This is a genomic window from Trinickia sp. Z7, assembly GCF_056498045.1.
Window position 1 is genome coordinate 264,005 of record NZ_JAUEQW010000002.1, and the last position, 12,740, is coordinate 276,744.

Annotated in this window: 14 protein-coding genes; 1 reads left to right on the forward strand and 13 read right to left on the reverse strand. The window is 62.5% G+C overall.

The window, feature by feature from the left end:
• Positions 1-72: 72 nt before the first annotated feature.
• Positions 73-1,302, forward strand: a complete 1,230-nt coding sequence (locus QQS38_RS05220) for an MFS transporter (protein WP_479644309.1) — start codon at positions 73-75, stop codon at positions 1,300-1,302.
• A gap of 98 nt (positions 1,303-1,400) precedes the next feature.
• Here the strand turns inward: QQS38_RS05220 and QQS38_RS05225 are convergent, their stop codons facing one another.
• The 13 genes from QQS38_RS05225 to accC all read right to left on the reverse strand — a co-directional run bounded on the left by QQS38_RS05225 (position 1,401) and on the right by accC (position 12,735).
• Positions 1,401-2,156 (reverse strand): glucose 1-dehydrogenase, encoded by a 756-nt coding sequence (locus tag QQS38_RS05225; protein ID WP_479644536.1) that lies wholly within the window; start codon positions 2,154-2,156, stop codon positions 1,401-1,403.
• 31 nt (positions 2,157-2,187) lie between these two features.
• Entirely contained in the window at positions 2,188-2,706 is a 519-nt protein-coding gene (locus QQS38_RS05230; RefSeq protein WP_479644310.1) for a gluconokinase, read from the reverse strand.
• A gap of 150 nt (positions 2,707-2,856) precedes the next feature.
• Complete coding sequence (locus tag QQS38_RS05235; protein WP_479644311.1) at positions 2,857-3,705, reverse strand: transporter substrate-binding domain-containing protein; 849 nt, start codon at positions 3,703-3,705, stop codon at positions 2,857-2,859.
• Positions 3,706-3,799: 94 nt separating this feature from the next.
• Positions 3,800-4,528, reverse strand: coding sequence for an amino acid ABC transporter ATP-binding protein (locus QQS38_RS05240; protein WP_479644312.1), 729 nt, complete (start codon positions 4,526-4,528; stop codon positions 3,800-3,802).
• A 27-nt stretch (positions 4,529-4,555) separates the two neighbouring features.
• Entirely contained in the window at positions 4,556-5,305 is a 750-nt protein-coding gene (locus QQS38_RS05245; RefSeq protein WP_479644313.1) for an amino acid ABC transporter permease, read from the reverse strand.
• A 2-nt stretch (positions 5,306-5,307) separates the two neighbouring features.
• Positions 5,308-6,009, reverse strand: coding sequence for an amino acid ABC transporter permease (locus QQS38_RS05250; protein ID WP_479644314.1), 702 nt, complete (start codon positions 6,007-6,009; stop codon positions 5,308-5,310).
• A 332-nt stretch (positions 6,010-6,341) separates the two neighbouring features.
• A complete protein-coding gene (locus tag QQS38_RS05255; protein WP_479644315.1) occupies positions 6,342-7,352 on the reverse strand; it encodes a 2-hydroxyacid dehydrogenase in 1,011 nt (336 codons plus the stop codon).
• A gap of 72 nt (positions 7,353-7,424) precedes the next feature.
• On the reverse strand, positions 7,425-8,183 hold the full coding sequence (locus tag QQS38_RS05260; RefSeq protein ID WP_479644316.1) for an SDR family oxidoreductase: 759 nt from the start codon (positions 8,181-8,183) through the stop codon (positions 7,425-7,427).
• 159 nt (positions 8,184-8,342) lie between these two features.
• Complete coding sequence (locus tag QQS38_RS05265) at positions 8,343-9,110, reverse strand: LamB/YcsF family protein (RefSeq protein ID WP_479644317.1); 768 nt, start codon at positions 9,108-9,110, stop codon at positions 8,343-8,345.
• Positions 9,111-9,157: 47 nt separating this feature from the next.
• A complete protein-coding gene (locus tag QQS38_RS05270; protein ID WP_479644318.1) occupies positions 9,158-9,622 on the reverse strand; it encodes an acetyl-CoA carboxylase biotin carboxyl carrier protein in 465 nt (154 codons plus the stop codon).
• Positions 9,623-9,624: 2 nt separating this feature from the next.
• Positions 9,625-10,632 carry a 5-oxoprolinase subunit C family protein gene (locus QQS38_RS05275; RefSeq protein WP_479644319.1) on the reverse strand — a complete coding sequence of 336 codons (1,008 nt, stop codon included), beginning with the start codon at positions 10,630-10,632 and terminating at the stop codon, positions 9,625-9,627.
• Positions 10,629-11,261 (reverse strand): 5-oxoprolinase subunit PxpB, encoded by a 633-nt coding sequence (pxpB, locus tag QQS38_RS05280; protein ID WP_479644537.1) that lies wholly within the window; start codon positions 11,259-11,261, stop codon positions 10,629-10,631. Before pxpB ends, QQS38_RS05275 begins: the two co-directional genes overlap by 4 nt.
• Positions 11,262-11,370: 109 nt before the next feature.
• Positions 11,371-12,735 (reverse strand): acetyl-CoA carboxylase biotin carboxylase subunit, encoded by a 1,365-nt coding sequence (gene accC, locus QQS38_RS05285; RefSeq protein WP_479644320.1) that lies wholly within the window; start codon positions 12,733-12,735, stop codon positions 11,371-11,373.
• Between the last annotated feature and the right edge of the window lie 5 nt (positions 12,736-12,740).

Below are 12,740 nucleotides of genomic sequence, written 5' to 3' on the forward strand. Positions count from 1 at the left end.
AAGCGAACATTTCGCCACGCTACTAGAATTGCTGCTTTGCGGGTTTTCCCCGCTTGATTACGGCAGCCCGCAATGCACCACAACGAAGCAGCAGTAAGAATTAAAGCCGGCTGGGTCCTCCTAGCCTTGGCGGTAGGCGGCTTCGCGATCGGCACGACCGAGTTCGCGACGATGAGCGTCTTGCCGCTATTCGCGCAGGGCCTAGGCATCAGCGCACCCGTGGCCGGGCATGTCATCAGCGCCTATGCGTTGGGTGTGGTGGTCGGCGCGCCCGCGCTTGCCGTGCTGGGCGCGCGGCTAGATCGTCGCGACCTGCTGATCGCGCTGATGGCGCTGTTCGCCGTGGGCAATACGCTGAGCGCGCTCGCGCCGAGCTACCGCTGGATGCTCCTGTTCCGCTTCATTAGCGGACTGCCGCATGGCGCTTATTTCGGCGTCGCGGCACTCGTCGCCACCTCGCTCGTGCCCGAGAACCGCCGCACGGTCGCCGTCGGCCGCATGTTTCTTGGGCTCACGGTCGCGACCATCGTGGGCGTGCCGTTCGCGAACTGGCTCGGTCATGCAATCGGCTGGCGCTGGAGCTTCGGCTTCGCGGCGCTGATGGGCGCGCTCACGATGACGTGCGTACGGCTATGGGCGCCTTCCACGCCGGCCGCCGCCGGCGCGAGCCCGCTGCGCGAATTGAGCGCGCTAGGCCGTGCACAGGTCTGGTACACGCTCGGTATCGGCGCGATCGGCTTCGGCGGATTATTCGCTGTCTATACCTATTTGGCCAACGTGCTCATGTCGGTGACGCATGCGTCGGTGGGCATGGCTTCCTTGGTGTTGAGCATCTTCGGGGTTGGGCTCACCGCGGGCAATATCGTCGTGCCGATGTTCGCCGACCGCGCATTGATGCGCACAGCCGGGCTCTTGCTGGTCTGGAGCGCGCTGACGCTGCTGGCGTTCCCGTTGGCCGCCTCGAACGTCTGGACGATTGCGATCGATGTTTTCCTCATCGGGGTGGGCGGCGCGCTCGGCACCGTATTGCAGACGCGTTTGATGGACGTCGCGGAAGATGCGCAAAGCCTCGCCGCTTCGCTCAATCACTCCGCGTTCAACACCGCCAACGCGCTCGGGCCGTTCCTCGGCGGCCTCGCGATCGCAGGCGGCTTCGGCTGGACCTCGCCGGGTTGGGTCGGAGCGTTGCTCGCAGTGGCCGGCCTCGGCGTTTGGGCGATAGCGGGCTTCGCGCAGCGCAACGCCGAACGAAAAGCGGCGCGATTGGCGTGCGGCGCCTGCTTGGAAACTCAGGGGCGGTGAGCAGGTTCGTACCCGCCGCTGTGCGATGGCCATGTACCTGCGTAACGCGTCGGCCCGCTTCCGACTGTGCATTCTCGACATCAATGCATGAGGCAAACCTAAAGGGTCGCGGTGACGCCTCCATCGACATAAAGAATGTGGCCATTGACGAAGTTCGACGCATCGCTCGCCAAAAACACCGCCGCGCCAACGAGGTCCTCCACGTCGCCCCAGCGCCGCGAGGGCGTGCGCCCGATCAGCCACTCGCTGAACTTCTGGTCCTTGACGAGCGCGTCGGTCAACTCGGTCTTGAAGTACCCGGGACCGAGACCGTTCACCTGAATGCCATGCTGCCCCCAGTCGATCGCCATGCCTTTGGTCAGCATCTTCACCGCGCCCTTACTCGCGGTATAAGCCGCGATGCTCGGACGACCTAGTTCACTCTGCACGGAACAGATATTGATGATCTTGCCGTGCTTGCGCTCGATCATGTGCCGTGCCACCGCCTGACCCACCAGAAACACGCTTTCGACGTTCGTCTTCATCAGTTCGTCCCACTGTTCGTGCGAGAACTGTTCAAGCGGCGCCCGACGCTGCATGCCGGCATTGTTGACGAGGATGTCGATCGCACCGACATCCTGCTCGATGCGCGCGACGGCACGCTCGACGTCTTCCGGCGAGGTTACGTCGAAGGGGGCGGCATGCGCCGTCGCCCCCTCGCCGCGCAATCGCGCGACCGCTCCAGCGAGCCGTGCTTCGTTACGCGCATTCAGCACGACTTCAGCGCCCGCGCCCGCCAACCCTCTCGCCAGCGCGAAGCCGATTCCCATGCTCGCCCCCGTGATGAGCGCACGGCGGCCCGTGAGATCGAACATCCCCAGATTGCTTTTCAATTCGACTCCTCGTTCAATCGATACATTCCCTGCGGTCGCCCTGCGCCGCGATCCATCGGATCGCCTCGACCAGGTTGCGCTCTACGGACTGTCCCGCGGATAAACACAGCACGCGTTCCTCGCCCACGGGCGATTCCAGCGCGGCGAACTGATCGGCCACGAGCGACGCGGGAAACGTATGCCCCTGCCGTTGCGAGACGCGTGCGTTCGCTTCGGGCAGCGGGATCTCCAAGAACACGAACATCAGGCCGTTCAAGCCGCCGCGCAAGCGCTCACGGTAGCTGCGTTTCAGCGCGGAACACGAGAGGATCGTCGTCCCTTCGTCCGCACCCATGCAGGCACACAACCGGTCGAGCCAAGGCTCCCGATCGCGGTCGCACAACGCAATTCCTCGACTCATCTTGGCGCGGCTCTGCGCACAATGATAGTCGTCCCCTTCGATGAAACCGCCGTTCAACGCCTTGGCGAGTTGCAGCCCGAGCGTCGACTTCCCCGATCCGGACACGCCCATCACCACCACTTTATGCGCCACGTTCCGCAGTCCAATTCAATGCTTCGCTCGTCGATACCGTCATACCGGCGCATGGATCACTCGCGCCGGCATTGCTTTCGGGGTGTTCATCCTCATCACGGGCCTGCGAACGTGCCTTCCCGGCCGCAGTGCACAGGCCCCTAGCTCGAATCAAGACAGCGGCGTGAACTTGAGCTGATCGATGGGCGTCACCTTATCGGTGCGGGTAAGTCCATAAGGTGTCTTCGGCCCAAGCCACTTGTCGAAGATACTGCTCATTTCGCCACCTTGCTCCATCGCATTGAGCGACTTGTTGACGGCGTCCAGCATCGCCGGCTCGTTCTTGCGCAAACCCACGGCGATCGGTTCGATCAGCATCGGCTCCGACGCGATCGCCACGGCGCCGTCGGTGCCTGCCACCTGCTTGACGATTTCCGTGGCCGTCATCTGATTCGTGACGAAGCCTTTCACTTTGTTCTGCTCGAGCGCCAGAAACGCCGAGCTCGTGTCGTGGAACGTAACGGCCTGCCCGCCTTTGATCGAGAGCGGGATCGACTGCGCCGAAGTCGATCCGTCTGCCGCGCTGATCTTCTGTCCCGCGAAATCAGTCAACTTCTTGTTCGCATCGGACTTCTTCACGACCAGCACTTCCTTGGTTGAATAATACGCATCGCTGAAATCGATCTGCGTCGCTCGGGTCTTCGTATACGCTAGATTCGCCACCACGATATCGACACGCCCCAGCTTCAGTTGCGGAATGCGCGCCTCCACGGCCAGCGGTTCGAGCTTCGCCTTGACGCCAATGTGCTTCGCCACGGCGGTGCATAAGTCGACATCCATCCCTTCCAGTTGACGCGTTTGCGCATTGGGATACGAGAAAGGCTGGACATTCGAGTACACGCCGCAGGTCAGTTCACCGCGGCCTTTGATATCGGCCAGTTGATCGGCGAAAGCGGGAGCCATCCACGCGACAGCGCCCAATGCGACCCCTATCCCGGCGTAAATCTTCTTTACCTGCATTGCAAACTCCTCATATTGTGTAGTGCGCTAAACCACCAATCAACCGGGCATCTGGGCGATGCCCAACCTGCTTCTCGAGCGCCTGCCGACGCACTCAATGCGTACGAAGATCGGACAGGAACCGCTGCGCCCGCGCGTGCCTCGGGCGCGTGAAAAACTCGTGCGGCGGAGCCGTTTCGAGTATCTGCCCCGCGTCCATGAACCACACTCGGTCTGCCACTTCGCGTGCAAAGCCCATCTCGTGCGTGACGCACATCATCGTCATGCCCTCCTGCGCGAGGCTCTTCATCACGCTCAATACCTCACCTACCATCTCAGGGTCGAGCGCACTGGTGGGCTCGTCGAATAGCATTGCCGGGGGGTCCATCGCCAGTGCGCGCGCAATCGCGACACGCTGCTGCTGCCCGCCCGACAACTGCGCCGGGTACGCATTCGCCTTGCTGGATAGGCCGACTCGCGACAACAGATCGTTGGCCTTGCGCTCCGCTTCCGCGCGCCTGAGCCCATTTACTCGCATTGGCGACAGCGTGATGTTCTCGAGCACGGACAGGTGCGGAAATAGATTGAACTGCTGGAATACGAAGCCGATACGACTACGGTACGTGTTGAGCCCGAGCTTCTTATCGTGGATGTCATGGCCGTCGAAGAAGATTTTCCCGCGATTGATTTCCTCTAGACGATTGACGGTGCGAATCAATGTCGACTTGCCCGACCCCGAGGGCCCGCACACAACGACAACCTCGCCTTTGCGCACCTCGGCGCTCACGCCCACGAGCGCGTGATACTCGCCGTACCATTTGTCGACGCTGGAAAATTTGATCATGCGACATACCTCGAAATGAAGGAGCGCCTAGTTCTTGGTGGGCAACGGATCGGCCAACGCGACCGCACTCGCCTTCAAGTTCGCGACGGGCGTGCCTGCCCGCTTGCGCGTCACACGCCGCTCCAAGTACTGTGCGAATTGAGTCAGCCCGTAGCACAGCACGAAGTAGCTCATCGCAAGGATCAGGTAGACGGGGAATGGCTTGGTCAGCAAGCGATTGTTGATTTGATCGGCGGCAAACGAAATTTCTTGCACGTTGATGATGTAGCCGAGCGAGGTCTCTTTGATGGTCGAGACGAACTGAGTGACCATGCTCGGCACCACGTTGTAGAGCGCCTGCGGCAAGATCACGGCGCGCATGGTCTTCAGATAGCTCAGCCCCAGCGCGCGCGCTGCTTCCGTCTGTCCGCGCGGCAGCCCTTCGATGCCGGAGCGAATGATTTCTCCCAAATAGGCCGAGTCGTACACCACGAGCGCGCACAGCATCGTGACGAAGCCCGTGACGGGATAACCGGTCAACACGGGCACGAGGAAATACACCCAAAAGATCACCATGAGAAGGGGCACGCCGCGGACCAAGTACACCAGCCCCGTGGCGGGGGCGCGCAGGATCGCGAACGGGCTGATGCGCGCCAGCGCAACCAAAACGCCCAGCGGAAAAGCAATGGCGAGTGCCGAAAGCGAAAGCAAGATGGTGAGCACGACGCCGCCTAGCGGACCATGTGGGTATTGCCCGATCAGCAGAAGCGTCCAGTTCTCGCGCAGGATGTCGAACATGTTCACCTGGCTCCCGGAACACGGAAGTGCGCTGCAACCCGCGCCCCGCACAGCATGATGACGAGCGAGATGCCGAGGTAGACCACCGTCGCGACGAAATACGATTCAAACGACAAGAACGTCTCGTTTTCCACCTGGCGCGTCACGTAGGTGAGTTCCGCCGCGCCGATGGCCATCGCGAGGCTGGTATTTTTGAAGAGCAGCACCGTGTGATTGATCATCGGCGGAATTGCCTTGCGCAGCGCCTGGGGCAGTACCACGTGACGCATTGCACTGAGAAAATTCAGACCCAGTGCGCGCGACGCTTCGAACTGTCCATACGGAATAGCGCGCAACCCGCTGCGGATATCCTCCGATAAATACGCGGCACTGCACAAGCCAATCGCAATGACCGCGAAGATGAACTGTCCGTTGTAGTTGTTGAGTAGCGCTTGCACCTGAGGCGGCAGAATGTTCGAAATGCCGAAATACCAAAAGAGGATCTGCACCAGCATCGGAACGTTGCGATGATAGGCGACGAACCCGGCGACGAACGCCGTCGCGAGACGGAAAGGGGTCATGCGAATCAGCGTCAGGAGAATGCCGACGATCATGGAAAACACCCAGGCCAACGCCGCCATCGCGAGCGTAAGCCCGATGCCGTGGAGGAACAACGCCCCATAATCTCCATGCAGAACAGCTGCTAGGTCAAAATGAAGCTTCATGTGTCGCATCCTCTAAATTCAAATCCGGATTCGAACCGGTCCCATACGACGGCATTAAACGCAGTTTTGAACCGTGCGTCGTCCGCCAGCGATCGTTTTCCTTGCAGGGTTGAATCGATACTAGCTCGCAAAAATAAGCCCTTGCAGACGCCTTTCCTCTGGTGCGATAAGTTTCGGAAATGACGGCCGAAACGAGCCCGAAGCCGTGCCTCGCCGAAATTGGGCACAATGCGTAGCGCCAATGCGAGGCGCATCGCCGGGCGCTGTATCGTTCTTCGCGGCATGCACGCACTCGCAATCCGAGCGCGTCGCCTTCGGTCACGTGACGCGCTCTACGGTTGCGCGAGCGCGCTCGTCAAAACCTGCGGATTCACGGGCGTCGGCGGCTTGCCCGCGGAAGACCCGCAGCCCAAAGCGGCAATCAGGTTCTCCACGCAAAGCGAGGCCATGGCGCGCCGCGTCGATACTGACGCACTTCCGATATGCGGGGTCAACACGACGTTCGCCTGCGCGAGCAAGGCTGGACAAACGAGCGGCTCGCCTTCGAAAACGTCCAGCCCCGCCGCCGCGATGCTGCCTTCGTTGAGCGCCACCGCCAGAGCGGCATCGTCGACCACGCCCCCGCGCGCGATATTGGTCAGCGTCGCCGACGATTTCATCTGTTTCAGCTCTGCCGCGCCGATCGCGTGATGCACACTCGCGGAATAAGGCACGACAACGATCAGATGATCGGATTCGCGCAGCAGGGTTGCCTTGTCGACGTAGCTTGCGCGGCAGGTCTGCTCAACCTGCGCGGGCAATTGCGAGCGGTTGTGATAAATCACCCGCATGCCGAAGCCGAACGCCCCTCGCCGCGCGATTGCTTGCCCGATGCGACCCATGCCGAGAATGCCGAGCGTCGTCCCATGCACGTCGCCGCCGACGAACATGTCGTAGCGACCCGTCTTCGTCCATAGGCCGCCGCGCAGATAGTGCTCCGACTCGACGATGCGCCGTGCGGCAGCCATCATCAGCGCGAAGCCGAAATCGGCCGTCGTTTCCGTCAGCACGTCCGGCGTATTGGTCACGAGCACGCCGCGCGCGGTGCATGCATCGACGTCGATGTTGTTGTACCCGACGCCGATATTGCACACGACCTTCAGGCCGGGACAGGCATCGAGCAGCGTCGCATCGATGCGGTCGCTGCCCGCCGTCACTGCGCCCGCTTTACCTTGTAAGCGCTCGATCAACTCGGGTTGCGTCCAGATCGTGTCGTCCGGATTGTCGGCAACGTCGAAGGCCGCCCGCAAGCGATCGACGATATCGGGAAACGACGCTCGAGTCACGAGTACCGGTAAACGCATGAAAATCTCCTTATCGAACCGATGCAGATTGAAGGGGCAACTAGGTCTCGGATACTCGAAGACGGTGATCGCCTATTTGCCCTGCCCGGCCGGTTCCCGCTTGATCGTGGTTAGGCCGCCCGGCACTTGCAGCGTGGGCAAAATCTCCATGTTGCTGATGTTCACCGCCAGCGGCGCTGCAATGGCGAATGCGATGGCGTCGGCAATATCGCTCGGCGTCGGCAGTTCGAAACCTTCGATGAACTGCTTGCGCGCCTCTTCGAGGTTGCCATGCACGTGACCGAAGATATCGGTCGCGACACGGCCCGGGCAGATCTCCGTGACGCGCACGCGCTTGCCCGTCGCATCCACGCGCAACTGGCGCGATAGCGCATGAATCGCCGCCTTGGTCGCGTGATAGATCGAGTTGCCGTTGAAGTTGTAGATCGCCGCAATCGAGCTGATATTGACGATATGGCCGCGATCGCGTGCGACCATGCCCGGCATCGTGAGTCGAACGATATGCAGCACGGCCTGCAGGTTGACTTCCACTTGCACGTCTACATCCTCGACGCCGGCATCCAGGATCGAGCCCTTGCGCGATACGCCGGCATTGTTGACGACGATGTCGAACGGCACTTCCTGCGTCAACTTCGTCACGGCAGGCAGATCGCTGACATCGATCGCATGGGCGATGCAACCGGTACGCTGCGCCAGTTCATCGAGGCGATCGGCGCTGCGCGCCAGCGCATGCACTTCGAGTCCTTCGCGGCAAAAACGCTCGACGATCGCGGCGCCCATGCCCGTGGAGGCGCCCGTGACAAGCGCGGTCTTATAGTCTGAAAATGGCATGAATAACCTCTGTTTCAAGTTCTGCGTATCGCGCGGCGATGCGGACGGCACGTCTACGATCAATGTATGCGTCGTTAAAACGCGAGCAAAAGACGACTTGGCTTTGCGGCAATAAGGCTCGCTTATGGATGGTCATCGCCTGCATCGCCGGCGCGAAAGTTATCGGACGAGCTGCGAGAGTGGCGTCACCCTGCCGCCCGCCGCTTCAATCGCGCCACGCACCGCCCGCGCAAGCTCGACAGCTCCGGGCGTGTCCCCGTGCAGCAGGATCGACCGCACCTTCATGTCGAGCCTGCCGCCCGTGATGGTTGTGATCGTGCCGTCTTCGAGCAACGACTGGACCCGCGCCATCACAGCCGCGCGGTCCTTGATGACGGCCCCTTCGAGCTTGCGCGACACGAGGGCGCCCTGATCGTCGTAAGCTCGATCGGCGAGAAACGTAGTTGCCGTTCGTATGCCGATGCGATCCGCTGCGCGTTCGATCTCCGTATTGGTGGACACGCTGACGATCAGCTCGCGATCGAACTCCGCGACGGCCCGCACCAGCGGCTCGGCCAATTCGTATGAAGCGGCGGCCATATTGCCCAGCGCGCCGTGGAAGCTCATATGGGTGACGCGATGCCCCGCCGCCTTCGCGATGCCGGCGAGCGCACCCATCTGATACAGGACGTACTTCGCCACTTCAAGCGGGTCGGCCTGAATCGGCCGACGGCCGAAGCCCAGCAGATCCGGAAAACCCACATGTGCCCCAACGTCGATCCGGCGCTCGAGCGCGAGACGCACGGTTCGGTCCATGATGACGGGATCGCCCGCGTGGAATCCGCATGCAACGTTTGCGGACGACACCACCTCCAGCATCGCCTCGTCTTCACCCATCCGGTACGGTCCGAAGCCTTCTCCGAGATCAGCATTCAGATCTATTTCCATTTCTTACGCTCCGTTCTTCGATTCGATGCCATGGCTCATTGCCACCTTCACGGCGCCGGTGAAATGTCGAATAACGGCGTGCCATAGCCCACCGTCGCTCCATGGGCCACGAGGCGCCGCACCACCACGCCAGTGCGCGGAGCGACCACGGGCAAGCACAGATGCGAAATCTGCAAGAGGCCCACCGTGTCGCCTTCTGCGACGCGCGAGCCGGGGGCGGCCAGCGGCGTCGAACGCGCCGGATGCGACGCGAGAAACACGCCGACCGATTTCGCGGTGACGGTAACCGTCCTCGATTTAAACGGCTGCATTTCGTCGGCCGCATGCGCAAATGCGACGGTCGATGGGTAAGCACGGGAGGAGCGCGACGCGTCGTCATCCTCCCTATCTTCGACCTCCAAACGCAGCATCGTCCCGGGCCCGCTCACCTCGATGCATGTGACGCCGCTCGCCGCCAGCCACGACGCGATTTGCCGAATCTCCCCGAGATCCACTTCGTTTCTCTGTGTCATGTCTAGTGTTTCGATGGACGCACGAGGCCAACGAGATGCCGGACCCGCGTGAGGTAGCGATCGAGTTCTTCCAGCGCGGCGACGGCTTGCCGATACGTCGTCTGCACGAAGCGTATTTTCGTCCCGATGCGGGCCTGTGCGAGCCGCCACAGGTCCGCTTCGATCACCGTGCCGATTTTCGGATAGCCGCCGGACGGCTGCGCGTCGCGCAATTGGATGATGGGCTGCCCGCTGCGCGGCACCTGGATCACGCCGGGCACGATGCCGTGCGATCGCTTCTCGACCTCGCGCGCGGGGATGAGCGCGGGGCCGGCGAGCCTGTAGCCGTAACGGTCGCTCTGCGGCGTGACTTTCCATCCTTCGCGCCAAAAAACGTCGATCGACTGCGGCTGATAGCAATCGTATTCGGCCGCGGGCAGCACACGCACGACGGTGTCGCCCGCTTCAGCGCTCGGCGCACAGATAGGCGCCGGCAATGCATGTTCGGGCGGCACCGTGCCAAAGGCTGCGTCGCACACGGCGGCCTCGCGCACGGGTACCTGCGCGGCGCCGATCGCCTTGAGCACATCGCCTTTTTGCAGTTGACGGCCTTCATGACCGCCGAATTGGCCGCGCAATTGCGTGCTGCGCGAGCCAAGGACGACAGGCACGTCCACGCCGCCCGCCAGCGACAGATAGCAGCGCGTACCGTCGGTCGGCACACCGATCGTCAACACATCGCCCCTTCGCGCATGCATTGTCCACCAGGGCAGCGCGGGTTTCTCGCCCAGGCGCGCGGCGCAGTCGGCGCCCGTGATCGCAAAGGCGAGATTCTCGAGAAAGCGGACGCGAAACGGGAACATCGGAATTTCGATGCCGGCCGCGTCGTCCGGATTGCCGAGCAGTAGATTGCCAACGGCCAGCGCCAGCCGATCCATCGCTCCCGCCGTACCGACGCCGTAGCGCAGACAGCCTTCGCGCCCATGGTCCTGTACCGTGGCCAGCGCGGATGAAGACAGTACCTCGATCATCGAATAACCCTCTCGACGCAAAAACGGATCATGTCGCCGGGCGCGAGCGTCGCGGGCTGCTCGCGCGACGGATCGAAGAAGACCATCGAAGTGTGACCGATCGTGTTCCATCCGCTCGGTCCCGTCGATGCGGACACGCCCGTCTGCGCGCCGCCTATCGACACGGCGCCGCCCGGCAGACCCAGCACCGGCACCTTGCGGCGCGGCGTGGCAATACGCGGATCCATGCCGCCCAGATAGCAGTAACCCGGGTGGCTGCCGAGCGCATAAACGGTATAGAGCGGCGCACAATGCAACTGCACGACTTCATCGACCGACAATCCCGTGTGGTCGACGACATCCTGCAGGTGCGGCCCGAACTCGCCACCGTACGCGACGGGCAGTTCGATCACCTTGCCTTCGATCTCCAACTCGGCTGCCCTCGCCCATGCCTCGAGCAATGCGGCAGCAAGCGCATCAGGGTCGGCCGGCGGGCGCACGAACGTCAGCATCAGATTGGTCACGCCGGGCACGGCCTCGCGCACGCCGGGCCACGTTTCGACCTCGCGGGCGAGCGACCAGATACGCCGTTGCGCCGGCAAGTCGAGTTCGCCCGGCGCTTCGAACAGCATGGCCGTCGTCCCGAGCATGCTGATGGCCGGACGCTGTTCGGCTGGGTCGTGGTCGATTGCGGGCACGATCTCCTTCCCGTCCTGTCGACCCCCACCGCTTGTGGCCGCGCCACCCATCGACGCGTGTTCAATGGTCAGCGTCATCGTGTTTCCTTTGTGCGAGCCAGCGTTCCAGATGATGAATATCCACCCCGCCTGCTTCGAAGCCCGGATCGCAAAGCACGGCTCGATGCAGCGGCACGTTGGTGCGGATGCCGTCGATGCGCAACTCAGACAACGCGCTGCGCATGCGTTCCAACGCCTCGCGGCGCGTATCGCCATGGGTAATGACCTTAGCGATCAACGAGTCGTAATAGGGCGGAACGACGCTTGCGCAGCTCATGTGGGAATCCACCCGTACGCCGTTGCCGCCGGGCAACTCCCATGTCTCGATGCGACCCGGGCAAGGCACGAACGAGAACGGGTCCTCGGCATTGATGCGGCATTCCAGCGCGTGCCCTCGGGTGCGGATATCGCGCTGGCTCAACGTCAGCGCATGACCCTGGGCGATGCGGATCTGCTCGCGCACGATATCGATGCCCGAGGTCATCTCCGTTACCGGGTGTTCGACCTGTAGGCGCGTATTCATTTCGATGAAGTAGAAGCGGCCATCCTCGAACAAGAACTCGAACGTGCCGGCGCCGCGATAGCCGATTTGCCGGCATGCGTTGGCACAACGCTCACCGGCTTCGAGAAGCAATTCAGGATCGATGCCCGGCGCCGGCGCTTCCTCGAGCACCTTCTGATGCCGCCGTTGCAGCGAGCAATCGCGCGAACCCAGCCAAAGCGCCGTGCCGTGCGTATCGCATAGCACCTGGATTTCGACATGACGCGGATGCTCGAGGAATTTTTCGATATACAGCTCGGGTTTGCCGAACGCGCGGCGCGCTTCCTCGCGCGTGACGCTGACAGCCTCGAACAGTTGCGCCGGCTCGCGCACGACACGCATGCCGCGGCCGCCGCCACCGCCCGCCGCCTTCACGATCACGGGAAAGCCGATCTCCTCGGCAATCTTCATGATCGCCTCGCGATCGTCCGGCAGGCTGCCGTCCGGCCCCGGAACGCAGGGCACCCCGGCTGCGCGCATCGCGCGCTTGGCGGCCACCTTGTCGCCCATCGCGCGAATCGATTGCGGCGCCGGGCCGATGAAGGTCAATCCAGCCGCCTCGACCGCCGTTGCAAAGTCCGCGTTTTCGGAAAGGAACCCGTAGCCGGGGTGAACCGCCTCAGCCCCACTCACATGCGCCGCAAACAAAATGGCGGCGGCGTTCAGATAGCTCTGGCCGGGCGCTGCGGGACCGATGCAAATAGCGTCGTCTGCCAATCGAACGTAGCGCGCATCGGCATCCGGCTCGGCGTAGACCGCGACGGTTTCGAGCCCGAGCTCGCGGCAGGCGCGCTGAATGCGGAGCGCAATCTCGCCGCGATTGGCAATCAATACTTTGTCGAACATGATCG

Coding starts and splice junctions, on each gene's coding strand:
- QQS38_RS05220 (WP_479644309.1), top strand. CDS start 73: ATGCACCACAACGAAGCAGCAGTAAGAATTAAAGCCGGCTGGGTCCTC.
- QQS38_RS05225 (WP_479644536.1), bottom strand. CDS start 2,156: ATGTTCGATCTCACGGGCCGCCGTGCGCTCATCACGGGGGCGAGCATG.
- QQS38_RS05235 (WP_479644311.1), bottom strand. CDS start 3,705: ATGCAGGTAAAGAAGATTTACGCCGGGATAGGGGTCGCATTGGGCGCT.
- QQS38_RS05240 (WP_479644312.1), bottom strand. CDS start 4,528: ATGATCAAATTTTCCAGCGTCGACAAATGGTACGGCGAGTATCACGCG.
- QQS38_RS05245 (WP_479644313.1), bottom strand. CDS start 5,305: ATGTTCGACATCCTGCGCGAGAACTGGACGCTTCTGCTGATCGGGCAA.
- QQS38_RS05250 (WP_479644314.1), bottom strand. CDS start 6,009: ATGAAGCTTCATTTTGACCTAGCAGCTGTTCTGCATGGAGATTATGGG.
- QQS38_RS05255 (WP_479644315.1), bottom strand. CDS start 7,352: ATGCGTTTACCGGTACTCGTGACTCGAGCGTCGTTTCCCGATATCGTC.
- QQS38_RS05260 (WP_479644316.1), bottom strand. CDS start 8,183: ATGCCATTTTCAGACTATAAGACCGCGCTTGTCACGGGCGCCTCCACG.
- QQS38_RS05265 (WP_479644317.1), bottom strand. CDS start 9,110: ATGGAAATAGATCTGAATGCTGATCTCGGAGAAGGCTTCGGACCGTAC.
- QQS38_RS05270 (WP_479644318.1), bottom strand. CDS start 9,622: ATGACACAGAGAAACGAAGTGGATCTCGGGGAGATTCGGCAAATCGCG.
- QQS38_RS05275 (WP_479644319.1), bottom strand. CDS start 10,632: ATGATCGAGGTACTGTCTTCATCCGCGCTGGCCACGGTACAGGACCAT.
- pxpB (WP_479644537.1), bottom strand. CDS start 11,261: ATGCTCGGGACGACGGCCATGCTGTTCGAAGCGCCGGGCGAACTCGAC.
- accC (WP_479644320.1), bottom strand. CDS start 12,735: ATGTTCGACAAAGTATTGATTGCCAATCGCGGCGAGATTGCGCTCCGC.